Annotated in this window: 23 protein-coding genes and 1 riboswitch; of the genes, 13 read left to right on the top strand and 10 right to left on the bottom strand. The window is 69.6% G+C overall.

Translation table 11 applies throughout. The annotated features are described in order from the left end of the window. Window positions 1–58 precede the first annotated feature (58 nt). Window positions 59–1,051, bottom strand: coding sequence for a LysR family transcriptional regulator (locus tag C516_RS0116230; RefSeq protein ID WP_018719474.1), 993 nt, complete (start codon window positions 1,049–1,051; stop codon window positions 59–61). A 167-nt stretch (window positions 1,052–1,218) separates the two neighbouring features. Between C516_RS0116230 and C516_RS0116225 the strand changes: the two genes are divergently transcribed. The 8 genes from C516_RS0116225 to C516_RS19865 all read left to right on the top strand — a co-directional run bounded on the left by C516_RS0116225 (window position 1,219) and on the right by C516_RS19865 (window position 9,469). Next, window positions 1,219–2,088, top strand: a complete 870-nt coding sequence (locus C516_RS0116225) for an ABC transporter permease (RefSeq protein ID WP_018719473.1) — start codon at window positions 1,219–1,221, stop codon at window positions 2,086–2,088. A gap of 9 nt (window positions 2,089–2,097) precedes the next feature. Further along, complete coding sequence (locus C516_RS0116220) at window positions 2,098–2,901, top strand: ABC transporter permease (RefSeq protein WP_018719472.1); 804 nt, start codon at window positions 2,098–2,100, stop codon at window positions 2,899–2,901. Window positions 2,902–2,950: 49 nt separating this feature from the next. Continuing rightward, window positions 2,951–4,105: an extracellular solute-binding protein gene (locus C516_RS0116215; protein ID WP_018719471.1), complete on the top strand. Its 1,155-nt coding sequence runs from the start codon at window positions 2,951–2,953 to the stop codon at window positions 4,103–4,105. Window positions 4,106–4,152: 47 nt separating this feature from the next. Continuing rightward, window positions 4,153–5,253, top strand: a complete 1,101-nt coding sequence (locus C516_RS0116210; protein WP_018719470.1) for an ABC transporter ATP-binding protein — start codon at window positions 4,153–4,155, stop codon at window positions 5,251–5,253. A 32-nt stretch (window positions 5,254–5,285) separates the two neighbouring features. Continuing rightward, complete coding sequence (locus C516_RS0116205) at window positions 5,286–6,644, top strand: aminotransferase family protein (protein WP_018719469.1); 1,359 nt, start codon at window positions 5,286–5,288, stop codon at window positions 6,642–6,644. A gap of 73 nt (window positions 6,645–6,717) precedes the next feature. Further along, entirely contained in the window at window positions 6,718–7,647 is a 930-nt protein-coding gene (gene kce / locus C516_RS0116200; RefSeq protein ID WP_018719468.1) for a 3,5-dioxohexanoate:acetyl-CoA acetone transferase, read from the top strand. A gap of 77 nt (window positions 7,648–7,724) precedes the next feature. Further along, window positions 7,725–8,279: a TetR/AcrR family transcriptional regulator gene (locus tag C516_RS0116195; RefSeq protein WP_018719467.1), complete on the top strand. Its 555-nt coding sequence runs from the start codon at window positions 7,725–7,727 to the stop codon at window positions 8,277–8,279. After that, the gene (locus C516_RS19865) at window positions 8,276–9,469 is read left to right on the top strand and encodes an MFS transporter (protein ID WP_018719466.1); all 1,194 of its coding nucleotides are present in this window, start codon (window positions 8,276–8,278) and stop codon (window positions 9,467–9,469) included. The genes C516_RS0116195 and C516_RS19865 overlap by 4 nt, the downstream gene beginning before the upstream one ends. Window positions 9,470–9,486: 17 nt before the next feature. On the opposite strand, the gene C516_RS21640 is transcribed toward C516_RS19865, so the two are convergent. After that, the gene (locus C516_RS21640) at window positions 9,487–10,173 is read right to left on the bottom strand and encodes a FadR/GntR family transcriptional regulator (protein WP_018719465.1); all 687 of its coding nucleotides are present in this window, start codon (window positions 10,171–10,173) and stop codon (window positions 9,487–9,489) included. Window positions 10,174–10,386: 213 nt separating this feature from the next. Here C516_RS21640 and C516_RS0116180 point away from each other — a divergent pair, with 213 nt between their 5' ends. The 3 genes from C516_RS0116180 to C516_RS0116170 all read left to right on the top strand — a co-directional run bounded on the left by C516_RS0116180 (window position 10,387) and on the right by C516_RS0116170 (window position 13,543). Next, a complete protein-coding gene (locus C516_RS0116180) occupies window positions 10,387–11,277 on the top strand; it encodes a fumarylacetoacetate hydrolase family protein (protein WP_018719464.1) in 891 nt (296 codons plus the stop codon). Window positions 11,278–11,329: 52 nt separating this feature from the next. Next, entirely contained in the window at window positions 11,330–12,109 is a 780-nt protein-coding gene (locus C516_RS0116175; protein WP_018719463.1) for an alpha/beta fold hydrolase, read from the top strand. A 156-nt stretch (window positions 12,110–12,265) separates the two neighbouring features. Then, window positions 12,266–13,543, top strand: a complete 1,278-nt coding sequence (locus tag C516_RS0116170) for a metal-dependent hydrolase family protein (RefSeq protein WP_018719462.1) — start codon at window positions 12,266–12,268, stop codon at window positions 13,541–13,543. A 217-nt stretch (window positions 13,544–13,760) separates the two neighbouring features. Here C516_RS0116170 and C516_RS0116165 read toward each other — a convergent pair whose 3' ends face one another. Next, window positions 13,761–14,822: a ribonucleotide-diphosphate reductase subunit beta gene (locus tag C516_RS0116165; protein ID WP_018719461.1), complete on the bottom strand. Its 1,062-nt coding sequence runs from the start codon at window positions 14,820–14,822 to the stop codon at window positions 13,761–13,763. Between the two features lie 52 nt (window positions 14,823–14,874). Then, window positions 14,875–17,679 carry a ribonucleoside-diphosphate reductase subunit alpha gene (locus tag C516_RS0116160; protein WP_018719460.1) on the bottom strand — a complete coding sequence of 935 codons (2,805 nt, stop codon included), beginning with the start codon at window positions 17,677–17,679 and terminating at the stop codon, window positions 14,875–14,877. A 144-nt stretch (window positions 17,680–17,823) separates the two neighbouring features. Continuing rightward, a riboswitch (cobalamin riboswitch) is annotated at window positions 17,824–17,961 on the bottom strand. Window positions 17,962–18,142: 181 nt separating this feature from the next. Here C516_RS0116160 and metE point away from each other — a divergent pair. Next, window positions 18,143–20,440: a 5-methyltetrahydropteroyltriglutamate--homocysteine S-methyltransferase gene (metE, locus tag C516_RS0116155; protein ID WP_018719459.1), complete on the top strand. Its 2,298-nt coding sequence runs from the start codon at window positions 18,143–18,145 to the stop codon at window positions 20,438–20,440. Window positions 20,441–20,459: 19 nt separating this feature from the next. Here metE and C516_RS0116150 read toward each other — a convergent pair whose 3' ends face one another. Further along, window positions 20,460–21,365 carry a DMT family transporter gene (locus tag C516_RS0116150; RefSeq protein WP_018719458.1) on the bottom strand — a complete coding sequence of 302 codons (906 nt, stop codon included), beginning with the start codon at window positions 21,363–21,365 and terminating at the stop codon, window positions 20,460–20,462. A 116-nt stretch (window positions 21,366–21,481) separates the two neighbouring features. Between C516_RS0116150 and C516_RS0116145 the strand changes: the two genes are divergently transcribed. After that, window positions 21,482–22,369 carry a LysR substrate-binding domain-containing protein gene (locus C516_RS0116145; RefSeq protein WP_018719457.1) on the top strand — a complete coding sequence of 296 codons (888 nt, stop codon included), beginning with the start codon at window positions 21,482–21,484 and terminating at the stop codon, window positions 22,367–22,369. 18 nt (window positions 22,370–22,387) lie between these two features. Here the strand turns inward: C516_RS0116145 and C516_RS0116140 are convergent, their stop codons facing one another. From C516_RS0116140 to C516_RS19855, 5 genes are all read right to left on the bottom strand, one after another. Next, window positions 22,388–23,053: a glutathione S-transferase family protein gene (locus tag C516_RS0116140; protein WP_018719456.1), complete on the bottom strand. Its 666-nt coding sequence runs from the start codon at window positions 23,051–23,053 to the stop codon at window positions 22,388–22,390. Further along, complete coding sequence (locus C516_RS20650) at window positions 23,050–24,438, bottom strand: methyl-accepting chemotaxis protein (protein WP_018719455.1); 1,389 nt, start codon at window positions 24,436–24,438, stop codon at window positions 23,050–23,052. The genes C516_RS0116140 and C516_RS20650 overlap by 4 nt, the downstream gene beginning before the upstream one ends. Continuing rightward, entirely contained in the window at window positions 24,435–25,025 is a 591-nt protein-coding gene (locus C516_RS0116130; protein ID WP_018719454.1) for a 2-hydroxychromene-2-carboxylate isomerase, read from the bottom strand. The genes C516_RS20650 and C516_RS0116130 overlap by 4 nt, the downstream gene beginning before the upstream one ends. A 14-nt stretch (window positions 25,026–25,039) precedes the next feature. Further along, window positions 25,040–25,240 carry a 2-hydroxymuconate tautomerase family protein gene (locus C516_RS0116125; RefSeq protein ID WP_018719453.1) on the bottom strand — a complete coding sequence of 67 codons (201 nt, stop codon included), beginning with the start codon at window positions 25,238–25,240 and terminating at the stop codon, window positions 25,040–25,042. Window positions 25,241–25,301: 61 nt separating this feature from the next. Beyond that, window positions 25,302–26,165 (bottom strand): SphA family protein (locus C516_RS19855; protein ID WP_018719452.1); only part of this gene is annotated, 864 nt, incomplete at its 5' end.

Here is a 26,165-nt window from a genome sequence, read left to right as displayed (position 1 = left end):
GAAACCGGCCGCGGCCTCCCCCGGCGGGCCGCGGCCCTGCCACTCCGATTCCCAGCCCCTACCCCGTCCGGGGCGGCAGCCGGCGGTTGCCCGGCAGCTCCAGCGCCCCCTGCTCGTGCACGCCGGCACGGGCGATCAGCAACTCCAGGAACAGCCGCTCGGCACGGCCGAGGCGTGAGCGCGGGTTGGTGACGACGTAGATGTCCACCGCCGGCGGCTCGTCGTACGGCGGGAGCTGCCAGAGCACACCGTCGCGCACCTCCCGGTCGACAACGTGGATCGGCAGTGGGCCGATGCCGAGCCCCGCGACGATCATCCGCCGCACCTCCTCCAGGTTGGACGACGTCCCCACCGTGGGCCCCTGCACCGGGAGCTGCGCACGCAGCATCGCCACCGGCCGCAGGGCGTCGGTGAGCTGGTCCGTGCGGAACGACACGAAGGTCTCGCCGCCCAGGTCCTCCAGGTGCAGCCCGCGGCGCTGGAACAGCCGGTGGCGCGGACCGCAGAAGAAACCGAAGTGCTCGCGGTAAAGGAGCTCGTAGTCCAGCCGCGGGTGCTTCTCGTGCACCAGGCAGATCCCCAGGGTCGCCTCCTTGGCGAGCACCGCCTGGGTGACGTTGCTGGACGTGCCGATCTCGATGTCCAGGGTCACGCGGGGGAAGTGGGCGTGAAACGCCGCCAGCGTGTCGTCCAGGGGTGGAAACGCCACGTGACTCGCCATGTGGATGGTGAGGTGGCCGGTGAGCTCGGCACCGTCGTCATCCAGGAGCTGGCGCAGCCGCCCGATGGAGCCGCAGATCTCCTGGCACTCCCGGTAGAGCACGCTGCCGTGCTCGGTGAGCTCGAAACGCCCGGGACCACGATCGACCAGACGCTTGCCGAGCTGCTCCTCGAGCCGGCGCAGGGCGTTGCTCACCGTCGGCTGGCGAAAGAGCAGGCGCTCCGCCGCGCGGGTGATGGAACCCTCCTGCACGATCACCAGGAAAGTGTAGAGCAGGTTCCAGTCGAAGTTGCGCCGCAGCGGCTGTCTGGGGTCGTCGGTGCCGGTCACGCTGCCTCCAAGGGCGTCGTCGCCCCCTGAACATAGCACACGGCTATGCGCTGCATTCCCATTATCTATTTGCGAAATGCCAGAGCCCTTACTTAACTGAAATGAACCACCGCGGTGCGGGCGCCCATCCATACACGACAACGGCCCGCCCCAGAGGAGGAGGACACATGACGGCGACGGCGCGCGGGGACCGCCGTCCGTGGGTGCTGCTGACGCCCGCGCTGACCGCGGTCACGCTGCTGCTGGTGATCCCGGCGTGCTTCATCGTGGTCTACTCGTTCTGGCTGCGAACCGGCACCGGCGCCGAGCAGGCGGGCTTCTACCTGGACAACTGGCGCGAGGTCCTCACCGACCCGTTCTACCGCGACATCCTCGGCCAGACCCTGCGCATCGCCGGCATCTCCACGCTGGTGTGCGCCCTGCTCGGCTACATGCCGGCCTACTTCATCGCCTACACCCGCTTCCGCCACCGCGCCTACCTCCTGCTGCTGCTGATGCTGCCGTTCTGGATCAGCTACATCATCCGCACGATGTCGTGGATCAGCATCCTCGGCGTCTCCGGCGCAGTGAACGCGCTGCTGCAGTGGCTCGGGATCATCGATGAGCCGCTGCAGATGCTCTACAACGAGCCCAGCGTGATCCTCGGGCTGGTGCACTTCCTGCTGCCATTCATGATCCTCAACATCTACGTGAGCCTGGACGGGATCGACCGCAGCCTCACCGACGCCGCCAAGTCCCTGGGCTGCACCGGCTGGCAGGCGTTCCGCGAGGTCACCCTGCCGCTGTCGCTGCCCGGACTCGCCGCCGGCTGCCTGCTGTGCTTCGTGCTCGGGGCGGGCACCTACATCACCCCGATGATCCTCGGCGGCCCCACCGACGCGATGTTCGCCAACCTCGTCTACGAGGCCATCATCACCCAGCTCAACTGGCCGCTGGGCTCGGCGCTGTCGCTGGTACTGCTCGCCCTGCTCGGCGGGCTCGTGGCCATCTATACCCGCTATCTGGGCATCGACCAGATCGCGAAGAGCTTTCGATAGGGAGGCACGATGAAGGACACGGGCCTCGGCTGGTCGACGATCCGTCTCGCCACGATCGTGGTGTGCCTGTTCATGTTCGCGCCGGTGGCGGTGGTGATGCTGCTGTCGTTCAACTCGAGCCAGTTCGGCAGCTTCCCCATGGAGGGCCTGTCGCTGCGCTGGTTCGTGGAGCTGTGGCACAACGACGCCATTGTCCGCGCGTTCCAGACATCGCTGGTGCTCGGCGCGCTCACCAGCATGATCTCCACCACCATCGGCGTGCTCGCCTCGATGGCGATGGTGCGCTATGACTTCCCCGGCAAGCGTCTGGTCTCCACCGCGCTGGTGGCACCGATCCTGGTGCCGGAAGTGGTGCTCGCGGTCGCCCTGCTGCTGTTCCTGCAGTTCCTCTCGGTGCCCAAGAGCTTCCCGCTGCTGCTCGCCGGCCACGTGATCTTCACCCTGCCCTTCGTGGTGCTGGTGGTACAGGCGCGGCTGGTGGGCATCCGCCGGGAATACGAGGACGCCGCCCGCAGCCTCGGCGCGAACCCGCTGCAGACCTTCCGCGAGGTCACGCTGCCGCTGATGCTGCCGGCGGTACTCGCCGGGATGCTGTTCAGCTTCACGATCTCCTTCGACGACATCACCGGCACGCTGTTCTGGAAGCCCGGGGGCGTGGAGACCGTGCCGACGCAGATCTTCGCGATGCTGCGCAACTCCATCAGCCCCGAGATCAACGCCCTGGGCACGGTGATGGTGCTGATCACTGTCGCCCTGCCCCTGACCGGCGCCGCACTCGCACGGCGGCTCGCCGCCCGTATGCGCGGGCGTTGAGCGCGCCACGGCAACCACCGCCACGCATCCCACGAGAGGAGACAGCGAGATGGACGAGAGCACACGTTACGAGCGCCTGCTGGCGCGATACCGCGACGGGGACATCGACCGCCGCACCTTCCTGAAGATGCTCGGCCTCGCCGGCATGGCCGCCGGCCTCGCCGGCGGACCGTTCGGCCTGCTCACGCCCCGCGAGGCGAAGGCGGCGGTCGAGCAGGTCCGCTTCGACGGCTGGGGCGGCGTGGTCTCGGAGGCATTCCGCGAGTACGCCTTCAAGCCCTACACCAAGGCCACCGGCATCGAGGTGGTGGACGGCACCTTCGGCGGCGCCGACGAGTACCTCGCACGGGTCCGCGCCAGCCAGCCCGGGGAGTTCAACATTGCCCACCTCTCCGGCGTGTTCGACTACGCCCGCTACGACGGCCTCGGCCTGTCGACCACCCTCGACGAGGACAACATCCCGAACCTGAAGCTGGTCATCGAGACGCTGCAGAAGCCCTTCCGCCGGATCACCGACGGCCGCCTCTCGGCGGTGCCCTACGACTACGGCACCACCGGCATCGCCTACAACCGCAAGTACGTCAGCGACGAGGAAGCCAGGGATAAGGGTGCGAAGCTGCTCATCGACGAGCGCTTCAAGGACAAGATCGGCGGCTGGAGCGAGTGGAAGACGCGCATCTGGTACGCCGCCCTGCAGACCGGCCAGGACCCCAACGACATCGAGGACATGGACGCGGTCTGGGACGCGGTGCGCCAGCACCGCGACCTCGCGCTCAAGTACTGGAGCTCCGGCGCCGAGCTCATGAGCCTGCTCGGCGAGGAGGAGATCTACGTCACCGAGGGCTGGTCCGGGCGCATCCGCGCACTGCAGGACCAGGGCCACGACATCGGCTACCTCGACCCGCCCGGCGGGCTCGCCTGGCAGGAGTGCCTGTTCGTGATCAAGGGCAGCCCCATGGCCGCCTGCGAGGAGCTGCTCAACTTCATGCTCGAGCCCGAGGTCGCCATCGCCGTCGCCGAGGGCCAGAACTACCCGCCGGCACTGAACCCGAAGAAGGTCGACCTCGGCGAGAAGGTGCCGACCCTGCCGGCGTTCGATCCCAGCGGGACGCTGGCGTCGCTGAACTTCTTCGATCCGGCCTACTGGAATGACCACGAGGGCCAGTGGTCGAAGACCTTCGGCCGCGTCCAGCGCGGCTACTGAGCGGTTGGCGGGGGCAGCGCGCCCCCGCCCGACGACGGGAGTAGAGCATGGCGGACAACGGCAATGCCGTGGAGCTGCGCGGCGTGGTCAAGCGCTTCGACGACTTCGTGGCCCTGCGCCGCGCGGACCTGGACGTACCCGAGGGCAGCTTCGTGACCTTCCTCGGGCCCTCGGGCTGCGGCAAGACCACGACACTGCGGATGATCGCGGGCCTGCTGGACCCCAGCGAGGGGGATATCCTGGTCAAGGGCCGGCGCATCAACGACGTGCCCATCCACCGGCGCAACCTCGGACTGGTGTTCCAGAACTACGCGCTGTTCCCCCACAAGTCGATCTTCGACAACGTCGCCTTCGGCCTTAAGTACCGCCGGGTATCGCGCTCGGAGGTCACCCGGCGGGTGCGCGAGGCCCTGGCGCTGGTGCGCCTGCCCGACGTCGAGGAGCGGTTGCCCATCCAGCTTTCCGGCGGCCAGCAACAGCGCATCGCCCTCGCCCGCGCCATCGTCTTCGAGCCGGACGTGCTGCTGCTCGACGAGCCGCTGTCGGCGCTGGACGCGAACCTGCGCGAGGAGATGCGTATCGAGCTCAAGCGCATCCAGCGCGAGCTCGGCATCGCCACGATCTTCGTCACCCACGACCAGTCCGAGGCGCTGGCCATGTCCGACAAGGTCGTGGTCATGAACCACGGTGTGATCGAGCAGGAGGGCACGCCGGAGGCGGTCTACAACGAACCGGCCACCGCCTTCGTCGCCGACTTCCTCGGCCACTCGAACATCCTGCCGGCACGGGTGCGCGGCCGCGAGGGCGACTACTACCGCGTCGCCCTCGAGGACACGGGCATGGAGATCCTCACCGCCGCCGGAAACGCCGGGCCGCTGGAGACCGGCGCACCGGTGCGGCTGGTGCTCCGCGCCGAGCGCCTGCGCCTCGGCGACGGCCACGAGCACCGCGACGGCGACACCCTGCTCAACGCCCGGGTGGACACCGTCGACTACCAGGGCCAGCTGGCCCGTTATTTCCTCAGCGTCGCCGGGATGCAGCTGCAGGCGATCAACGCCATCGACCGCCGCCCCTTCGCCGAGGGCGCGACGGTGCAGGTCCGCGTGCGCGGCGACGACTGCGTGATACTCCACGGCCACGGCGACTGACCGCCACCGACAGGCAAGCGAAGGGAACGACCATGAGCGCATCCGCCGGCGACGAACGACCACCATCCCACCTGTTCTACCAGTCCCGCCAGCGCCGCCCGCTGATCGACCGGGCCGAGGGCGTGTACCTGTGGGACACCGACGGCCGGCGCTACCTGGACGGCTCCTCCGGGGCGATGGTCAGCAACATCGGCCACTCCAACCCCCGGGTGCTGGAGGCGATGCAGGCCCAGATGGCCCGCGCGACCTTCGCCTACCGGCTGCACTTCGAGAACGAACCCGCCGAGCGGCTCGCCGCCCGCACCGCGGCGGCCATGCCCCCGGAAATGGACCGGGTTTTCTTCGTCTCCGGCGGCTCGGAGGCCGTGGAGAGCTGCATGAAGCTGGCGCGCCAGTATGCCGTCGCCACCGGCCAGGCCAGCCGATACAAGGTCATCTCCCGGTTTCCGAGCTACCACGGCGCCACCCTCGGGGCGCTGGCGGTGACCGGCTACGCCCCCATGAGCGCGCCGTTCTCGCCGATGATGCACGAGATGCCCAAGATCCCGGCACCCACCTGCTACCTGGACCGGGACGGGCTCGACATGCACCAGCGCGGGCTGCGCTACGCCAACATGCTGGAGGCGGAGATCCTGCGCCAGGGCCCGGAGACGGTGCTCGCCTTCATCATGGAGCCGGTGGGCGGCGCCGCCACCGGCGCCCTGGTCGCCCCGGACAGCTACTACCCGCGCATTCGCGAGATCTGCGAGCGCTACGGCGTGCTGCTCATCCACGACGAGGTGATGTCCGGCGCCGGGCGCACCGGGCGCTTCCTCGCCGGCGAGCACTGGGGCGTGACCCCCGACCTGATCGCCCTGTCCAAGGGCTTCGCCGCCGGCTACGCGCCCCTCGGCGCCATGGTCGCGCCGGGCTGGATGGTCGAGCCGGTGCTCGACACCGGCGGGTTCATCCATGGCTACACCTACGCCGGCAACCCCCTCGCCTGTGCCGCCGGGCTGGCGGTGCTCGACGAGATCGAATCCCGGGACCTGGTGGGCAATGCCGCGCGCATGGGCGAGCGGCTCCGCGCCCGGCTGGACGGGCTGGCGGAGCGCTTCCCGATGATCGGCGACGTCCGTGGCAAGGGCCTGCTGCTGGCCATGGAGCTGGTCGCCGACCACGAGACCATGGCGGTACTGCCCCCGGAGCGCATGGCCGCCGCGCGCCTGGTGGAGCTCGCCTACGAGCGCGGCCTGATCATCTACTGGCGCCGCAGTCGCGGCGGCTACAGCGGCGACCACGTGCTGGTCTGCCCGCCGCTGATCGTCGACGAGTCCCACATCGAGGAGATCGCCGCGACCCTCGGCGACGCCCTCGCGGCGCTGGAAGCGGAGCTCGCGGCGCCGCTGTAACGCCGCGGGACGCCGCCACGGCGTCCCGCGGACCGTCCCGTCCCCTGGAACAGACAATCAACGGAGGCGCGTCGTGACACGCAAGGTCATCATCACCTGTGCGGTGACCGGCTCGGTGCACACCCCGACCATGAGCGAGTACCTGCCGATCACCCCGGAGCAGATCGCCGAGCAGGCCATCGGCGCCGCCGAGGCCGGCGCGGCAGTGCTCCACCTCCACGCCCGCAACCCCGAGGACGGCCGGCCCACGCCGGACCCCGGGGTGTTCATGCGCTTCCTCCCGCGTATCCGCGCGGCCACCGACGCGGTGGTAAACATCTCCACCGGCGGCGGCATGCCCATGACCGTGCACGAGCGTATGCAGGCGGCGCTGCGCGCGCAGCCGGAGATGGCCTCGCTGAACATGGGCACCATGAATTTCGGCCTCTATCCGGCACTCTCGCGCTACGACCACTGGCGCTACGACTGGGAGCCGGCGTTCCTCGACGCCAGCCGCGACTTCGTGTTCAAGAACACCTTCGCCGACATCGAGACCCTGCTCGCCGAGCTGGGCGACGGTTGCGGCACGCGCTTCGAGTTCGAGTGCTACGACGTCGGCCACCTGTTCACCCTCGCCCATTTCCTCGACCGGGGACTGGTGCGGCCGCCGCTGTTCGTGCAGTTCGTGCTCGGCATCCTCGGCGGCATCGGCGCGGACCCGGACCAGCTCGCACACATGAAACGCACCGCCGACCGGCTGTTCGGCGACGACTACCGCTTCTCCGTGCTGGGGGCGGGCCGACACCAGCTCCCGCTGGCGAGCATGGGCGCGGCCATGGGGGGCAACGTGCGCGTGGGCCTGGAGGACAACCTGTTCCTCGACCGTGGCGTGCTCGCGCCCTCCAACGCCGCCCAGGTCGGGCGCATCCGCCAGGTGCTCGACGGGCTCGGCCTGGAGATCGCCACACCGGCGGAGGCCCGGGAGATGCTCGCGCTCAAGGGCGCCGACCGCGTGGCCTTCTGACCCGCCGCCCCCCCTTCAGGCGTCCCCCGACCGATTGTTAGACTGATCGTTCTATACAGTTCGGACGGGGGCGCAGCATGACCGTCAGCAAACGAGACGCCCTGCTCGACACCGCCGAGCGGCTCTTCTACACGGAGGGCTTCCATGCCACCGGGATCGACCGCCTCGTCAACGAGGCCGGCGTGGCCCGCATGACCCTCTATCATCACTTCCCGGCCAAGGAGGAGCTGGTCGCCGCCGTGCTCGCACGGCGCCACCGGCGCTACCTGGCGGTACTGCGCGCGGCACTGGATGAAGGCCCCGGGAACTCGGTCGCCCGGCTCGTCGACGCCCACTGCGCATGGCTCGCCGAGCGCAGCGCCCACGGCTGCATGCTGGTGAAGGCTATGGGGGAATACGAGCACCACGACCCCGCGGTCCACATCAACGCCCTCGCCTGCAAGCGCGAGGTCATCGGGGTCATCCGCGAGGCCGCCGCACGGGATGGCGCCGGCGATCCGGAACGGCTCGCCGGACGAGTCTACCTGATACTGGAAGGGGCGACCCAGGCGCTCCCGGTGACCGGGGCGGAGCGGATCCGGGCCGACGCCCGGGCGCTACTCGGGGCGATGCACGGCCGGGAGGCGCCATGACCCGGCGGGGCGTGACCGGCTTCGCAGCACTCGGCGCCGGGCTGGTCGCCCTGGGCTACGGCCTCGCCCGCTTCGCCTACGGGCTGTTCGTGCCCTTCATCCGGGAGACCCTCGGACTATCGCCGGAGGCGGTCGGGTTCATCGGCGCACTGACGTTCGTGAGCTTCGTCGCCACCAGCCTGTTCGCGCCGTTTCTCGCCGAGCGCCTCGGCGCCCGGACCACGGCGGTCCTGGCGTCGGCGGCCGCCCTCGTCGGCCTGGCGGCCATCGCCGGTGCCCGCGGTGCCGGCGTACTGGCACTCGGGGTCGGCGCCTGCGGTGTGTGCACGGGGCTGATCATGCCGGCGATGACCGAGGCGGTGCGCGCCTCGGCCCCGTCCGGCCTCCATGGCCGGCTCAACGCCGTCAACAACGCGGGCACCAGCATCGGTGTGGCCGCCGCGGCACCCGCGGTGCTCGCCTGGGCCACCGACTGGCGCAGCGCGTACACGGCCTTCGCCGCCGTGGCGCTCATGGCGGCCGTGCTCGCCTGGCGCCACCTGCCGGGACCGCGTCCCGGGGGGAACGGCGAGGCACCGGGCACGCGCCCTGCACTGGGCCGCGATCAGCGTCACGCGATGGCGACGCTGTCCGTCTTCGCCTTCGTCATGGGCCTGGTGAGCGCGCCGTACTGGGTATTCACCCCGGACCTGGTCACCGCCCTGGCCGGGGCATCGCCACGGCAGACCGCGCTGATCTGGCTCGCGGTAGGTCTCGCCGGGCTCGCCGGCGGCGGCACCGGCGACATCGTCCACCGGCTGGGCGCACCGCTGACCCACGGGGCCGCCCTCGGCCTGCTGGCCCTGGCGCTGGTGCTGATCGCCGCCGCGCCAGGCAACGGCGCGGTGGCCCTGCTCTCGGCCGCGCTGTTCGGCGTCGCCTACATGACCCTGACCGGGCTGCACGTGGTCTGCGGCGTGAGGATCCTGCACGACCGTCCCGCCGCCGGGGCGGTACCGCCGTTCACCGCTATCGCCGTCGGCCAGGTCTGCGGCTCGTCGCTCGCCGGCGTGCTCATCCCCGGGTTCGGTTACGCTGCGGTATTCACTGGCTTCGCCCTGGCGGGGGCGCTGGTCTGCACCGCGTCGGCCCTCGTGCCCGAGCGGGCGGGCGGTACGGCCCCGACCTTCGCCACAGACCATACCGGCTAGCGTCGGCCGGTGGCCGCTCAGTAGCCCAACAGATTCCGGCGCACGTGCAGCAGGTGCTTTTCGGTCAGCTCCCGGGCGAGCTGGCCGTCTCGCTCCTGCAGCGCGCCCACGATCTCCCGGTGCTCGTGCTGGTAGCCGAGCCGCCGCTCCTCCGTGAGGCTCGCCCGCTTGAGCTTGCCCCACTCGGCCTGACTCCGGGCCTCGTCTATCCGCTCGAATATCTCGATGAGGAACTGGTTGCGGGTCGCCCGGACCATGGCCGCATGCAGCGCCGCATCCCATTTCTCGAAGTCCCGCCAGTCCCGGGCCGCCTCGGCACGCTCCAGGCAGGTACGCATGTAGGCGAGATCGGCACCGCTCGCCCGGGTGACCAGTGCCTCCGCCACCGCCGGCTCGAGCATGAGCCGGACCTCCATCACCTCCGCCGGACTCGCATCGGCGCCGGCCGGCACGTCGGGGACACGATCCTTCGGCTGGCGCCCGGTCACGAACGTCCCCCGCCCGATGAAGCGGATGATCTTGCCGCTGGCCTCCAGGTCCCGGAGCACACCCCGGACCGTGTTGCGGGACAGGCCGAACTGCTCCACGAGCGCACGCTCGGTGGGGAGCTTGTCCCCCGGCGCGAGCTCGCCGGACGCGATGCGCTCCTCCAGATAGGCCTGTACAGCCTCCTTGCCGGTCGCGACGCCTGGACTCGTGGACACGCCACCTCCCTCTAATGCCATACCAAACAGGGCGAAATGGTTCACCGGAATTATACATCACTACGCGCGTCCACCGGTGCCATCCGGCTCGAAAAGCACGTGAACCGGCGCTTTCGGACCCTCCGCGACGCTTGACACCCATGCGGAACCAAATTAGGGTTTTTCTCAACCAATAAATAATGATTGGTTTAATTGGACCAAAAGGGACCGCCCATGAAACTAGTCACTTACCGCCACGACGGCGCGACACGCCTGGGGATTCTCGACGCGGACCGGGGACGCGTGTTTCCGGCCTCCGCGTGCGTCGCCGGCGCCCCGGAGAGCATGACCCAGTGGATCAACCAATACGGCGTATCGGTCCCCGACGCCTCCTTCGATGATGCCAAGGCCATCGGTCTCGACCAGGTCGCGCTCATGGCGCCGATCCCCACCCCCGGGCGCAACCTCATGTGTGTAGGCAAGAACTACCTCGCCCACGCCAACGAGTTCTCACGCAGCGGTTTCGACCGCAGCGACGCCAAACGGTCCGCGGACGCACCGGAGGCGCCGATCGTTTTCACCAAGGCGCCTTCCAGTGTCATCGGTCCGGGAGCACGCGTCATCTATCCCGAAGGGATCAGCGAGAAGCTCGACTACGAGGCCGAGGTGGGCGTGGTCATCGGCCAGGGCGGCCGCGGGATCCGCGCCGCCGACGCGTATCGGCACGTGTTCGGATACGTGGCGGTCAACGACGTCACCGCACGCGATCTGCAGGCGCTTCACCGCCAGTGGTTCATCGGCAAATCACTCGACACCTTCTGCCCGATGGGACCATGGATCGCCACCGCGGACGAAGTGGACCCTGAGAATCTGAACGTCCGCTGCTGGGTGAATGACGAGCTGCGCCAGGAAGCCAACACCCGCGACCTGATTTTCGACATCCCGACACTGATCGAGACCCTGTCGGCGGGCATGACACTGCGGCCCGGCGACATCATCGCGACCGGGACACCGCAGGGCGTCGGGATCGGCTTCGATCCCCCCCGCTTCCTGCAGGTGGGCGATCGCGTCCGTGTCGCCATCGACGGGCTCGGCGAACTGGTCAACGACGTCACCTCCGCGTAAGACACCGGAAAAGCCGGACTAACCGCAAATTCGACGACAGGAGCGCAAACCAATGCACGCGGTCAACGGAAAACAACTCCTCGTGGAAGAGCACGGCGACGGCGAGGCCGTGATCATGGTGCACGGGCTCGGCGGCGACTCGAATGCCTGGGGCCCCCAGGCCAATATGCTGTCGCGCCATTTCCGGGTGATCCGCCCGGATCTCGAGGGCTCGGGCCTGTCACCGTGCACCGGCGAGCTGTCCATCGACGGCTTCGTCGACGACCTGCTCGCCCTGGCGGATTCCCTCGGCGTCGAGCGCGCCCACTGGGTGGGCCACTCGATGGGGACGATCGTGTGTCAGCACATCGCCGCACGGCACCCGGAACGTACGGCGAGCCTGGCACTGATGGGGCCGATCCTCGAACCCCCGGAGGCCGCTCGCAAGGGTATCCGCGACCGCGCCGCCGCAGCCCGGGACAACGGCATGATCCCGATCGCCGACGCCCTGTACCAGGGCAGCCTCGCCGCGGACACCCGCGCGCACCAGCCCGCGGTCGCCGCATTCGTGCGCGAGCTCGTCATGCGCCAGGCCCCGGAAGGCTATGCACGCACCTGCGAGGCGCTGGCCGCCGCACAGGCCGCGGACCTCGGAGCGATTGGCTGCCCGACCCTGCTGGTCACCGGCGACGAGGACGGGGTCGCCCCGCCCACCGCCGCCCGTGACATGGCGAAACGGATCGCCGGGGCCCACCTGGAGATCCTGCACCGCTGTGGCCACTGGACCCCGCTGGAACGCGCCAACGAGGTCAACCACGCGCTACTCAACCTGTATTTCCACAACCACGCCTGATGCCCCGCCGCAACGCGCGGCACCGGTGACTGACGCACAACGACAGAAAGCGGCACCGGGCGGCACGGCCGCCGCCCAAGCCGCACACGGGTACTGGCGAGAATGGCGCGCCGTCCCGGCGCGCCACGCCCGAGAATTGCACTGGAGGAGAGTGTCATGAGCGAGACCCTGTTCACCAACGTCAACGTCCTGGATTCCACCGGCAGCCAACCCTATGCCGGAGAGGTCCTCGTGCGGGACAACCGCATTGCCGAGGTCGCCGCGGGGAGCGGCCAGATCAAGGCCCCGGCGGCGACGGTCGTCAACGGCAGCGGCGCCACGCTGATGTCCGGCCTGTGCGACGCGCACACCCATCTGAGCTGGATCGACCAGGCAGGCCTGGACAAGATCGGCATCATGCCCGTCGAGGAGCACATCCTCGCGGCGGCCGGATCGGCCAAGACCTATCTGGACAGCGGTTACACCATGTGCTGCGGCGCGGCCGCCGCCAAGCCGCGGCTGGACGTGGTCATCCGGGACGCGATCAACAGCGGTCAGATCCCCGGCCCCCGCTATCTCGCGAACGGCCCGGAGATCTCCACCATCGGCGGCCTGGGCGACGTCAATCCCAGTCACATCAACGCCTACAGCTTCGTCGAGATGATCAACGGCCCGGAGGAGATGCGGCGTGCCGTGCGCATGCTGCTCAAGGAGGGGGTGGATCAGATCAAGCTGAATCTCTCCGGGGAGAACATCACGGGCAACGTCATGGCGGAAGAGACCACCATGTCCGACGAGGAAGCGGAGATGGCGGTACGCGAGGCGCGCCGCAAACCGGGGGTGCGCGTGTGCGCCCATGCCCGCAGCAACGAGTCGATCCGGATGTGCCTGCGCCTGGGCGTCGACATCATCTATCACGCGAGCTTCGTCGACGAGGAAACCCTGGACATGCTCGAGGAGGCCCGCGACAGGATATTCGTGGCACCGGGGATCGGATGGCTCGTGCAGACGGCCTACGGCGCCGGCGACTGGGGCCTGACCCCGGAGATCGCCGCGGACCTCGGCTACGTCCGCGAGCTGGAGGCCGCGATCGACTCGATGAAGCGCATGATCGAACGTGGGGTCAAGGTGCTGCCCGGCGGCGACTACGGCTTCGCATGGACGCCCCACGGGACCTACGCCAAGGACCTGGAGTACTTCGTCGACCTGCTCGGGCTCTCGCCGATGGATACGCTCGTCGCGGCGACCCGCCTGGGCGGAGAGATCATGAAACAGCCTGACGAGCTCGGACAGGTTCGCCCCGGCTTCCTTGCCGACCTGATCCTGGTCGACGGCGATCCACTCAAGGACATTCGCATACTTCAGGACCACGACCGTCTGCTCGCGATCATGAAGGACGGGCAGTTCCACAAGGCCCCGTCCGCCCGCATGAGCCATCAGCAGGAGGTCGCGTAGGCGGCGTACAGACGTACGCCCTGCCTGTCGTTCCATCGGCCTCGGCTGATGATTGAAGGGATCGCGGCCACGGGGCGTGCGCTAATGCTGACTAGCCCGTCTGGGGCGACGAACCGGGGGACGTCCTGACACACGCCACCGCGACCGCGATGGGAGAGAGTATACACAGGATTCCGGTACATGACAATGATTCTCATTGTCATGTACCGGAATAACGTCATTCCCAGGTCAGGGCCCCGCCAGTCTGGTACTCCGTCACCCGGGTCTCGAAGAAGTTCTTCTCCTTGCGCAGGTTCGCCTGCTCGTCGAGCCACGGCAGGGCGTTGCGTGCGCCGGGGAAGGGCTCGTCCAGGCCGACCTTGCGCGCCCGGCGGTTGGCGACGAAGCGGAACTGCTCGTGGTGCATGTCCGCGTCGTAGCCGAGGATCGGGTCAGCGAGGAGGTAATCGGAATAGGCCCGCTCGGCCTCGTCCGCCTCCTCCCACATGGCAGTGACCGCGGCCGGGTCCGGGCGCACGCTCTCCTCCTGCATGATCTGGCGCACCACGCGCATACCGAAGGTGAAGTGCATGACCTCGTCGCGCATGATGTACTGCAGCTGTTCCGCAGTGCCCTTCATCAACCCGCGGCGCTGCAGCGAGAAGATCGGGCTGAAGCCGTTGTAGAACCAGCTCCCCTCGAACACCGCGGCGAAGAAGAGATAGGACATCAGGAACTCCTGCAGGGCCTCGGGCTCGGTGAGGTCGATGTCCGGGCGCAGCACCGCGTTGAGGCGGCGGTTGGAGAGCGCGATCTTGCGGTGGATGGCGGGCACCACGCGGTAGCGGTTGTAGATCTCGCTCTGCTCCAGGCCGATGGTCTCGATGCAGTGCTGGTAGGCCCAGGTGTGCATGGACTCCTCGTAGACCTGCCGGGCCTGGTAGATCTGCAGCTCCGGGGCCGACATCTTCTCCATCACCGCCAGGCCGATGTTGCGCATCGCCAGGATGTCCGCGGTGGTGAGGTAGGCGAGCACGTTCTCGTAGACGTGGCGCTCGGTGTCCGTGAGCCGGTGGTGGTAATCGTGCACGTCCTGGGACATGTTGATGTCCACCGGCGTCCAGTGGTTCTTGTTGGCCTTGAGGAAGTACTCCCAGGCCCAGGGATAGCGGAACGGGGCCAGCTGATTGATGTCCGCCTGGCCGTTGATCACGCGCTTGTCCTCAACGCGCACGGGCTCGGCGGCATCCGCGGCCCTGGGTTCGCTCCGCGCCGTGTTCTCGTCGTTCCAGCTCAGCATGATGTCACTCCGTCTCCGGTAATCGTCCGCGCCCCGGGGGCGCGGCGCCGTGTTACTGGCAGGCCTCGCACTCGGGGTCGTCGATGGCGCAGACGTCGGCGCCCTCCTCCCCCGCCGCGGAGACCGGTGCGGCCGTGGACTCCACCGCCGTCGCCCCGCGGGAGCGCAGGTAGTAGGTGGTCTTCAGACCGGCGGTCCAGGCATGGCGGTAGAGCGCGTCCAGGCGCGGACCGGAGGGCTCGGCCATGTAGAGGTTCAGCGACTGGGACTGGTCCAGCCACTTCTGCCGCCGGCTGCCGGCGTCCACGAGCCGGTGGGGATCCACCTCGAAGGCGGTGGCATAGAGGCGTTTGAGCTCGTCCGGGACCCGGTCGATGGGGCCGACGGAGCCGTCGAAGTACTTGAGATCGTTGACCATGACCTCGTCCCACAGGCCGTGGGCCTTGAGATCGCACACCAGGTACGGGTTCACCACGGTGAACTCGCCGGAGAGGTTCGACTTCACGTACAGGTTCTGGAAGGTGGGCTCGATGCCCTGGGAGATGCCGGTGATGTTGGCGATGGTCGCCGTGGGCGCAATCGCCAGACAGTTGGAGTTGCGCATGCCCACCTGCTGCACCCGCTCGCGTAGCGCCACCCAGTCCAGGCGCTCGGTGGTGTCGACCTCCAGGTGTCCGTCCCGCGCCTCGGCGAGCAGGCGCTGGGAGTCGATGGGCAGCACGCCGCGGCTCCACAGCGAGCCCTCGAAGCTGGCGTAGCGGCCGCGCTCGGCGGCGAGGTCCGTGGACGCACGGATGGCGTAGTAGCTGATCGCCTCCATGGACTCGTCGGCGAAGGCCACGGCGGCCTCGGAGTCGTAGGGCAGGCGCAGCCGGTAGAGCGCGTCGTGGAAGCCCATGAGCCCGAGCCCCACCGGCCGGTGGCGCAGGTTGGCGCGGCGCGCGGCGGGCACCGAGTAGTAGTTGATGTCGATGACGTTGTCGAGCATGCGCATGGCGGTGGTGACCGTGCGCTGCAGCCGCTCGTGATCCAGCGCGCCATCGACGACGTGGGCGGCGAGGTTCACCGAACCCAGGTTGCACACGGCGATCTCGTCGTCGGAGGTGTTGAGGGTGATCTCGGTGCAGAGATTGGAGCTGTGCACCACGCCGGTGTGCTGCTGCGGCGAGCGCAGGTTGCACGGATCCTTGAAGGTGATCCACGGGTGGCCGGTCTCGAACAGCATGGTGAGCATGCGCCGCCACAGCTGCACCGCCGATATCCGCCGGGCGGTACGCATCTCCCCGCGCTCCGCCGCGGCCTCGTAGTCGCGGTAGCGTGCCTCGAAGGCCTCGCCGGTGAGGTCGTGCAGGTCAGGGACCTCGTCCGGGGAGAACAGTGTCCACTGCCCCTGTTCGTGGACGCGCTTCATGAACAGGTCCGGCACCCAGCAGGCGGTGTTCATGTCGTGGGTGCGGCGACGCTCGTCGCCGGTGTTCTTGCGCAGCTCGAGGAAGTCTTCGATGTCCCGGTGCCAGACCTCCAGGTACGCACACACCGCGCCCTTGCGCTTGCCGCCCTGGTTCACCGCGACGGCGGTGTCGTTGGCGACCTTGAGGAACGGCACCACGCCCTGGGAGGTGCCGTTGGTGCCACGGATGTGCGCCCCCATCGCCCGCACCCGGGTCCAGTCGTTGCCGAGCCCGCCGGCGAACTTGGATAGCAGGGCGTTGTCGCGGATGCCGGAGTAGATCCGGTCGAGATCGTCGCCGATGGTGGTGAGATAGCAGCTCGAGAGCTGCGGGCGCAGGGTGCCGGCGTTGAACAGCGTCGGCGTCGAGCTCATGAAGTCGAACGAGCTCAGCAGGTCGTAGAACGTCTCCGCCTGCGCCTCGCGGTCGATCTCCTCCAGCGCGAGCCCCATCGCCACGCGCATGAAGAAGGCCTGGGGCAGCTCGAAGCGGGTCTCGCCCACGTGCTGGAGGTAGCGGTCGTAGAGGGTCTGCAGCCCGAGATACCCGAACTGCAGATCCCGCCCCGCCTCCAGCGCGCGGCCGAGCCGCTCCAGGTCGAACTCCAGCAGCCGCGGGTCGAGCAGCTGCTCGTCCACCCCGCGGCGGATGTAGGCGGGGAAGTACTCGGCGTAGCCCGCCGTCATCTCCGCCTGGGTGGCCTCGCGGCGCTCGGCGTGGACGAAACTCAGCGCCTCCCGGCGCAGGGCGTCCAGCAGCAGCCGCGCCGCCACCGCACTGTAGTCCGGCTCGCGCTCGATCAGCATCCGTGCCGCCATCACCAGCGCCTGCTCCAGCTCCGTCTCGGTGACACCGTCGTAGAGGTTGCGCCGCGCCTCGGTGAGCACGCGCTCCGCGTCCACGTCGGCCAGGCCCTCGCAGGCCTCGCGGACCACGCGCTCCAGGCGCGCCTCGTCGAGGGGATGACGGGTGCCGTCCGCGGCGGTGACGTGGAACGTGGCCGGGGCCGGCGGCGCCTCCGGAGGCTCGGCGGCCGCCCGCTCCCGGGCACGCTCCTCGCGGTAGAGCACGTAGGCGCGGGCCACCCGGTGCTCGCCGGCGCGCATGAGCGCCAGCTCCACCTGGTCCTGGATGTCCTCGATGTGGACGGTGGCCCCCTCCGGCCGGCGGGCCACGGCCGCGACCACCTCGTCGGTAAGCCGGGCGACGGTGTCGTGGATGCGCCGGGAGTCCCGGGCGGCCTCGCCCTCGACGGCGAGGAAGGCGCGCGTCATGGCGACGCTGATGCGCTGTGGGTCGAAGTCGGCGACGGTGCCGTTGCGCTTGACCACGTCCAGGTCGACGCGCGGCGGACGCTCTGCGGCGGGATCGCCGGCAACGGCGGCGGTTGCTGAGACGGTTTGCATCGGTGACCTCCAGATCGTGTCGATTCCCGGGAGGCCCCTACGCGGCGAAGGTGTGCAAAGCAGCTGTCCGCCCGCCAACGGCGGCGGGCGCGGGGTGTCGCTCTGCACCGGGTACCTCGGTCGCGAAGGCAGCCAGCGGTGGGGCCGGATGGCCCTGTCCTGAGAGGTGTTCGGGCTTCGCGGAGGACCGCGTTACCGTTGCGCGTCAGCCCCGGATTCTCACCGGTGTTCCCCTCTCGACACCACAACATATGGTGTCTTATCAGGACTACTCCTCACGATATAGCCCCTCCCGCGTTCTTGCAACCCGGTTGACAACGCGAGCGCGGACCCTTGCCGAGGTCGGCGTGACCCGGGTACATGAAATATATTCACGTCTTTCTTTAATATAATTAGTTTGATTCACGTTTATACGGCGCGCATGCTCCCCGGACCGATGGACGACGACCACACAGGAGGATCGATGGTCACGACACACACCCTCGGCTTTCCCCGCTTCGGCCTGCACCGCGAGCTCAAGCGCGCGCTGGAGAGCTACTGGCGCGGCGACACCGGCCGTGACGCCCTCGCGGAGACGGGCAGGGAGCTCCGTCACCGCCACTGGCGGCAGCAGGCGGAGGCCGGCCTGGACATGGTTCCGGTCGGCGACTTCTCCTGGTACGACGGCGTGCTCGACCACTCCCTGATGTTCGGCGTCATCCCCGAGCGATTCCGTACCGGCGACAACGACCGCGACATCGACACCTACTTCCGCATGGCTCGCGGCCGCGCCCCCACCGGCACGGATACCCACGCCTGCGAGATGACCAAGTGGTTCGACACCAACTACCACTACATCGTCCCGGAGCTTGCCGCCGGCCAGTGCTTCGAGCTGGACGCGGGCCCGCTGATCGCGCAGGTCACCGAGGCCCAGGCCGCGGGCTACACGCCGAAGCCGGTACTCATCGGCCCGGTCACCTACCTCGCCCTGTCCCGCAACGAGGACCCGGAAAACGGCAGACTGGCGCTGCTGGAGCCGCTGGTGGTGGTCTACCGTGAGCTGCTCTCCCGGCTGGCGGAGGCCGGTGTCGAATGGGTGCAGATCGACGAGCCCGTGCTGGTCACGGATCTCGACGCGGAATGGCGCGAAGCGCTGACCCGGGCTCACCGCGGCCTCGCGGACACCGGCGTGCGCCGGCTGGTGACCAGCTACTTCGGCGCCCTCGGGGACAACCTCGACACCGCCGTTGCGCTGTCCAAGGAAGGCCTGCACGTCGATCTGGTGCGCGGCAACGACGACCCGGGCGCGCTCATCGCCGCCCTGCCTGGCGACCAGATCCTGTCCCTGGGCGTGATCGACGGGCGCAACGTCTGGCGCACGGACCTCAACGCCGAGCTCGACGACCTGGAAACCGCCTACCGCCGCCTCGGCGAGCGCCTGTGGCTCGCCCCGAGCTGCTCGCTGCTCCACGTGCCGGTGGACGTCACCGCGGAGGAACGGCTCGACGACGAGCTCCGCGGCTGGCTTGCCTTCGCGGTACAGAAGGTCGGGGAGGTCACCACCCTCGGCGCGGCCCTCAGCCAGGGCCGCGAGCACGTGCGCGCGGCCCTGGCGGCCAGCGGACAGGCACGCGAGGCCCGGGAGCGCTCGACGCGCATCCACCGCGGCGACGTGCGCGAGCGCGCCGCGGCGATCGACGCGGCCATGAGCCGGCGTGCCCACGCCTACGCCGAGCGCGCCCCGGCCCAACACGCCCGTCTGGCACTGCCCCTGCTGCCGACCACGACCATCGGCTCGTTCCCCCAGACCGGGGGCATCCGCAAGGCCCGCCGGGACAACCGCGCCGGCCGGCTGGACGACGCCGCCTACGCCGAGCGCATGCGCGAGGAAATCGCCTACGCCGTGCACCAGCAGGAGGACGTGGGCCTGGACATGCTCGTCCACGGCGAGGCCGAGCGGAACGACATGGTCGAGTACTTCGGCGAGCTGCTGGAGGGCTTCTGCTTCACCCGGCACGGCTGGGTGCAGAGCTTCGGCTCCCGCGGCGTGAAGCCGCCGGTGATCTTCGGCGACGTCAGCCGCCCCGGCCCCATGACCGTGGAGTGGTCGCGCTACGCCCAGTCGCTCACCGAGCGGCCCATGAAGGGCATGCTCACCGGCCCGGTGACCATCCTGCAGTGGTCGTTCGTGCGCGACGACCAGCCCCGCTCGCGCACCTGCGAGCAGATCGCGCTGGCCCTGCGCGACGAGGTCGTGGACCTGGAGTCCGCCGGCATCGCCGCCATCCAGGTGGACGAGCCCGCCTTCCGCGAGGGCCTGCCGCTGCGCCGCGCCGACTGGGCGGACTACCTGGACTGGGCGACCCGGGCCTTCCGCCTGGCCACCAGCGGGGTGCGCGACGAGACCCAGATCCACACCCACATGTGCTATTCGGAGTTCAACGACATCATCGAGGCCATCGCGGCGCTGGATGCCGACGTCATCACCATCGAGACGTCCCGCTCCGCGATGACGCTGCTCGATGCCTTCGTCTCCTTCGAGTACCCCAACGAGATCGGCCCGGGTGTCTACGACATCCACTCGCCGCGGACGCCGGAGGTGGCGGAGATGAAGCGCCTCCTCCAGCGGGCCGCGGAGCTGATCCCGGTGGAGCGGCTGTGGGTGAACCCGGACTGCGGACTCAAGACCCGGAGCTGGGAGGAGGTCATCCCCGCCCTGCGCAACATGGTCCACGCGGCCAACGAGCTGCGCGCCGCCTACCCGGACAGCCGCACCGGCTGACCGGAATCCGCCCCGGGGCTCAGGCGTCCCCGGGGCGGCGGCGCACGGCGAACACCGCCATCGCGCAGGCGGCCGTCACCAGCGCCGTACCCGCGGCCAGGCGCGGCGTGGGCTCCAGTGAGCCCGCCAGCATCATCACCGCCGCCGCAACCACCGGCACGAGGTACGGCACCATCGGCACCAGCCGCGGGCTGCCATGGCGTACCACGTGCCCCCAGCCGACGAACGCCAGGCCATAGGGGCCGATACCCAGCAACGCCCCGGCCAGAAGGGCCTCCGGCGGTAACGGCCAGACCAGCCCGCCGGCGACGGCCTGCAGGGCGAGCGCGACCACCGCGGCCGCGGCGAAAAAGGCCGGATACGCCGGCGTCACTGGCCGCGAATAGCGTTGCAGGAACAGCGAGTAGCCCACCCAGCACAGCCCGGAGAGCAGCCCCGCGCCGTAGCCGAACCACACGGTATTCCCACCGCCGCCGGCCCCCTCGCGCAGCACCGCGACCCCGGCCAGGGCGAGACACAGGGCAAGGGCCGTGACCACCGACGGCCGCCGCCCGGCACAGAGCGCCGCGACCACACCGAAGACCAGCGGCCACGTGTAGGTCACCACCACCACCTCGTGGGGCGGCGCATGGGCGAGGGCCACGAAGTAGAAGGCGAGCGCGCCGATGAACCCGCCCACCACGGCGACCCACGCATACCACGGGTGCTCACGCGCGGCACCCCGGAACGAGCCGCCGACGCCGGGCAGCACACGGCCCGTGAGCGCCGCGCAGGCCATCGCCATGCCGGTGAGCTGCAGCGCCGGAACGGACGCCGCCATCGCCCGCAGCACCGGCAGCAGTCCCCAGAGCACCACCACCAGAGCGGAGGTGACGATCAGACCATAACGGTGCTGTAAAATTCGATTACTGTTCTGCCCGACCATGACACCTCTCCGTTTCCAGGCCTGCACCGTGTACGTCGGCGGGGATTTTCGGGCAGAATTCATCTATCTGGCTAACGAATTATAATTACCTATCCATCAATATCTGTGATGTTCGGATGAGACAGCGGACCCTCGATCTGCGCGCCCTGCAGACACTCGTCACCGTGGCGGATGCGGGCAGCTTCACCACGGCCGCCCGGCGGCTGAGCTATACCCAGTCGGCGGTGAGCATGCAGCTGCGGCGACTCGAGTCGGAGCTCGGGATCACCCTGCTGCAGCGCAGCTCCCGCACCGTGCAGCCCACCCGCCAGGGCCAGGAGGTGCTCGGCTACGCCCGGGAGATGCTGCGGCTCAACGGCGAGGTCTGGCGGCGGATCGAGGGCGGGGCGGTCGCGGGCACGGTGCGCCTGGGCATACCGGCGGATTACGCACTCTACCTGCCGGCCACCCTCGCCTCCTTCGCCGAACAGTACCCGCGCGTGGAGGTGGAGGTCCGCTCGGAGCTGAGCGAGGCGCTGGTCGCCCGGGTGCGCGCCGGCGAGATCGACGTGGCCGTGGTCACGCGCCAACAGCACTCCCCCGGCGGCACGTTGCTGCGGCGGGAGCCGCTGGTCTGGGTGGGCGCCCCCGGCAGTGCCGCCCACATCCAGGACCCGCTGCCGCTGGCGCTCTACCCGGAAGGCACCTGCGAGTTCCGCGCCGCCGCCACCAGCCGTCTGGACGACGCTGGCCGGCCCTGGCGGGCGGCCTACGTGAGCCAGGCGTTTGCGGCGCTGCAGTCACCGGTCAGCGTGGGCCTCGCCGTGGGCGTGGCCACGCCGAGCATGCTGGGTCCGGGGCTGACCGTGCTGGACCCGGCGGAGACCGGGCTGCCGGTGCTCCCCGGCGTGGAGATCGCCCTGCACCGCAGTCCCGGACGGCCCAGCGTGGCAACCCAGCGGCTCACGGACCTGGTCGTCTCGCGCCTGCGCGACGGCAGCCGCGAGCCGGACCCGGCGACGTAGGGGGAAACGGCATCGACTTCAACCGGCCGCGGCCGACAGGCACTCACGCACCTTCGGCGGCGCCGCGGGGGCGAAGCTGGCCCGGTCCGTCATTCGCGCGAACCATGCCCGCAGGTTCGGGAAGGCGACCGGAACGTCCATGCCATAGGCATGCGCCAGGGCGAAACGCGCGGTGAGCGCGGCATCGGCGATGGAGTAGACGCCGGCAAAGAACGCCCGGTCGCCGAGGGCGTCGGCGAGATACGGCAGGCACTGCCCGCGCCAGGCGGCGACCCCGGCGTCGATGCGCGCCCGGTCCCATTCATGCGCCGGCCGGTCGCGCTTCTCGAAGATGACCTCGCGCACCGCCCGGCCGACACGGTTGTCCGAGAAGTGGGCGATGCTGCGGGCCCGCGCCCGCTCCCAGGCGTCGTCCGGCATCAGGCCGGGACCGGTCTCGGCGAGATATTCCATGATAACGGCGGACTCGGTGAGCACCCGGCCACCGCCCTCCACCAGGATCGGCACCGTACCGGTGGGCGAGAGCCGTTCGCGCTCCGCCTCCACCGCCGGGTCGTCATGGGGCCGGTGGCGGTATGGCCGATCCTGCTCCGCGAGCGCGATACGCACCTTGAAGCAGAACGGACACTCGGGCTTGTCGAACAGCTCGATCCCGGGGCGGTCATCGCCGGTTTGCCGACTCATAGTTCCCCCATCACGTTCTTGAGGTTGCCGTAGGCCGGGCGGACCCGTTCGGCGAGCACTGCCCGGACCGCGTCGAAATCCCCCTCCCGCGCCGGCGCAAGCATGGCGTCACGGGCGGCGCGGTAGGCCTCCAGGGCGTCGCTGAAGCGCTCCCCGGGCGCGTCCGGGAAGCGTTCCCGGTACCGGTGCCAGTTCCGGTCGATCCGCCGGTCCACATCGGCGACCCGGCCGATGGGTCCCTCGGCCTCGGCCACCGTGCGCGAGTTCATGATCAGGATGTTGCAGACCCGCATTTCCTCCACGGCCTCCAGCAGGGCCGTCCGGGGGTCCTTGTCCGGGTTCATGGACGCCGTGACTTCCTTTGCAGTCGCCACCTTCTCCACGACCGTGCGCAGCTGCTCGTTGCAGCGCAGTGCCGCGTCGTCGGTGGACTGCACTGCGGAATCCAGGGATTCCAGCTCGTCGGCCATCCGCGAGAACGTGCCCAGCTGGGTACGGCATTCCGCCTGCAGGGTTTCCGTCATGGCGTTGGCTTCGCGGGCGTGCCGCGTGATCTCCTCCAGCGACGTCGCCGCCCGGGTGGCAAGGTCGACGCTCTCGCGGACCTGTTCGCCCGCACCGGCCAGTGCGCCGGCCACGGACTCGGTGCTGCCGGTGATCCGCTCGAGGATGGTCTCTATGTCCGCCGTGGCCAGGCGGGTACGTTCCGAGAGCTCGCGGACCGACTCCGCGACCACGGCGAAACCGCGCCCCTGCTCCCCGGCGCGGGCGGCCTCGATGGCCGCGTTGAGCGCCAGCAGGCTGGTCTGCTTGGCGATGCCCTGGATCGTGCGGGCGATACCGCCGATCTCCTCCGAGGACCCCACCACGCCCTGGAACTCCTCGACCACGCCGTCCACCGTCCGGGCCACGCCCTCGATCGCGCCGGAGGCGTCATGCACATAGCGGTGTCCGGCCTCGGCGTTGGTATGGGTCTCGCCCACGCTGGCCGCCGACTGACCGGCCGCGGCCGCGGTACTCTCGGAGCTGCGGCCCAGCTCTTCCTTCAGCGCCACGATGCGGTGGGCCGCCTCCACCTGCTTGTCGGCACTGGCCATCACGCCCGTGAACTGGGAGACCAGGGTCGCGCTGGTCACCGTCAGCTCCAGTCCGGCGGCGTCCAGCTCATCGAGCCGGGCGTCCGGCCGGCCGTCCTGATCGTGGGCCCCGGGCTGCACCGGATCCCGGCGCCAGCGCACCAGGACCAGCGCCGCGCCCACCAGTGCCAGAATGAAGGCAGGGTAAACCGCCATCCGCCCATGGGCCGCCAGGCCAACCGCCACCAGCATGGCGAGCGCCCCCGACACAGGCATCGGACGCAGCTCCAGGGCCTGGCGGACGCTCATAACCGTGCCAGCCTGAGTTCCCGGAGGTGCTCCGCGACGAAGTCGATGCGGTCCTGCCCCCAGAAGATCTCCTCGCCCACGGCGAAGGTCGGCACGCCGAAGGCGCCACGCTCGTCCGCCACGGCCCAATTGGCGTCAAGGCGCTCCCGGCGCCCCGGATCATCCGCTGCCGCCGCCAGCGCATCCGGATCCAGGCCGACCCGGTCCGCCACGTCCCGCAGGACCGCCGGCTCGCCGATGTCGCGCCCCTCGGCCCACTCCGCGCGCATTGCCTCCACCGTGTAGGCGCGCAACATGCCCTGCTCCTCGGCGAGCAGCGAGCCGGCACTGGCCCGGGTGGGATCCGTCTCCTTCGGCGGCGGGTTCAGCGGGATGCCCATGCGCCGGGCAAAGCGCCCCACGTCCTGGCGGGCGATGGGCAGCTTCTTCTTTGCCCGTTCCGGCGGTGAACGGCCGTGCCAGCCGCCCAGCGGCCGCCAGACCAGGCGTACGTGGAAGTCGTCGAGCAGGCGGAACAGCCGCTTGGAGGCGAGATAGCAGTACGGGCTGCGGAAGTTGAAGAATATTTCCAGGTCCACGGGATCCATTTCCGGCCTCCCGGTCAGCCACCGCCTCGACGGCGTTCCTCGACGGTCTCGCCGCCGATGCCCCAGTGGTCCAGCGCCACCTCCTGGACCAGCACCCGCACGCGGTCGGCGGGCACGTCCAGGCTCTCGGCAATGGCGTGGGTGACGTTGCGGATCAGCGCCACGCGCTTGTCCTTCGGTCGGCCCTCGAGGATATGCAGGTGCGCAATCGGCATCGCGTCAATCTCCCTGTGCATGCCTGGCGCGGGCCACCCCGGGGACGACCCGCGCCGGGTATCAGAACGGTATGGTGACGATGACCCGGGCGGTGGTGCCCTCGGGGCGATGTTTGCTGTCGTACTCGTCGTAGAGCGCGGCATCGAAGGCCATGCCCAGCGACTTCGAGCGGTAGGTGAGCTGCCCGCCGATGGCGTGGACCTCGTCCTCGGGCGTGGGCACACCCGCCGGGGCGTCGTCCTCGGTGAGCTGCCAGCTGTCGTAGCCCACCAGCCCCAGGGTCAGCGCCGGGTTGACGTCGTAGCTGACCCCCCACTCGGCGACCAGGTTGTCGCCCGGGGTGATATTGCTGCCCTCGACCTCCGAGGCCATGGTCTCGTAGCGGTTGAGCAGCGAGACCGCCCAGGTGCGGTCGGCGGTGAGATACCAGGTGCCGCCGAGGGTGACCATCACGTTGGAGTAGCCCTGGCCCACTGAGGCCGCCGCGGCCACGGGGTTGTCGTCGTCGTAGTCGCTGAACGCGTCGGTCCAGTAGCCGGCGGCGAGGACCGTGTCGTAGCGCTCGCCGTGCCAGGCGAGGATCAGCGGGCTGAGGAAGACGTCGCCGAGGCCGCTGTCGCTCTCACTCAGGCCCATGGCGTCGACGTCCTTGTCCAGGATCGGGGCGATGGCCTCCATGCCGTAGTCCGCGCCGAGGAACTGCTTGTCGGTGATCCAGATCGCGCGGGGCACCACCGCCCGGACCGTGGCGCTGTCGTCGCCGCCGGGGATCTCGCCGTCGTTGTCGCTGATGGCGTCGACCTTGACGTTGTCGGAGTCGTAGTACACGCCGTAGGTGCGCAGGTAGAAGCCCGGCGGCGGCACCGACGCCCCCAGGCTGCCCTCCACGCCGGGGACATAGTGCTGCGTGGCGTCGGCCGAGGC

This window comes from Arhodomonas aquaeolei DSM 8974 (assembly GCF_000374645.1).
GTDB classification, from domain to species: Bacteria; Pseudomonadota; Gammaproteobacteria; order Nitrococcales; family Nitrococcaceae; genus Arhodomonas; species Arhodomonas aquaeolei.
Note: the sequence above shows the minus strand (reverse complement) of the source record. Positions and strands in the feature narration are given on the sequence as shown.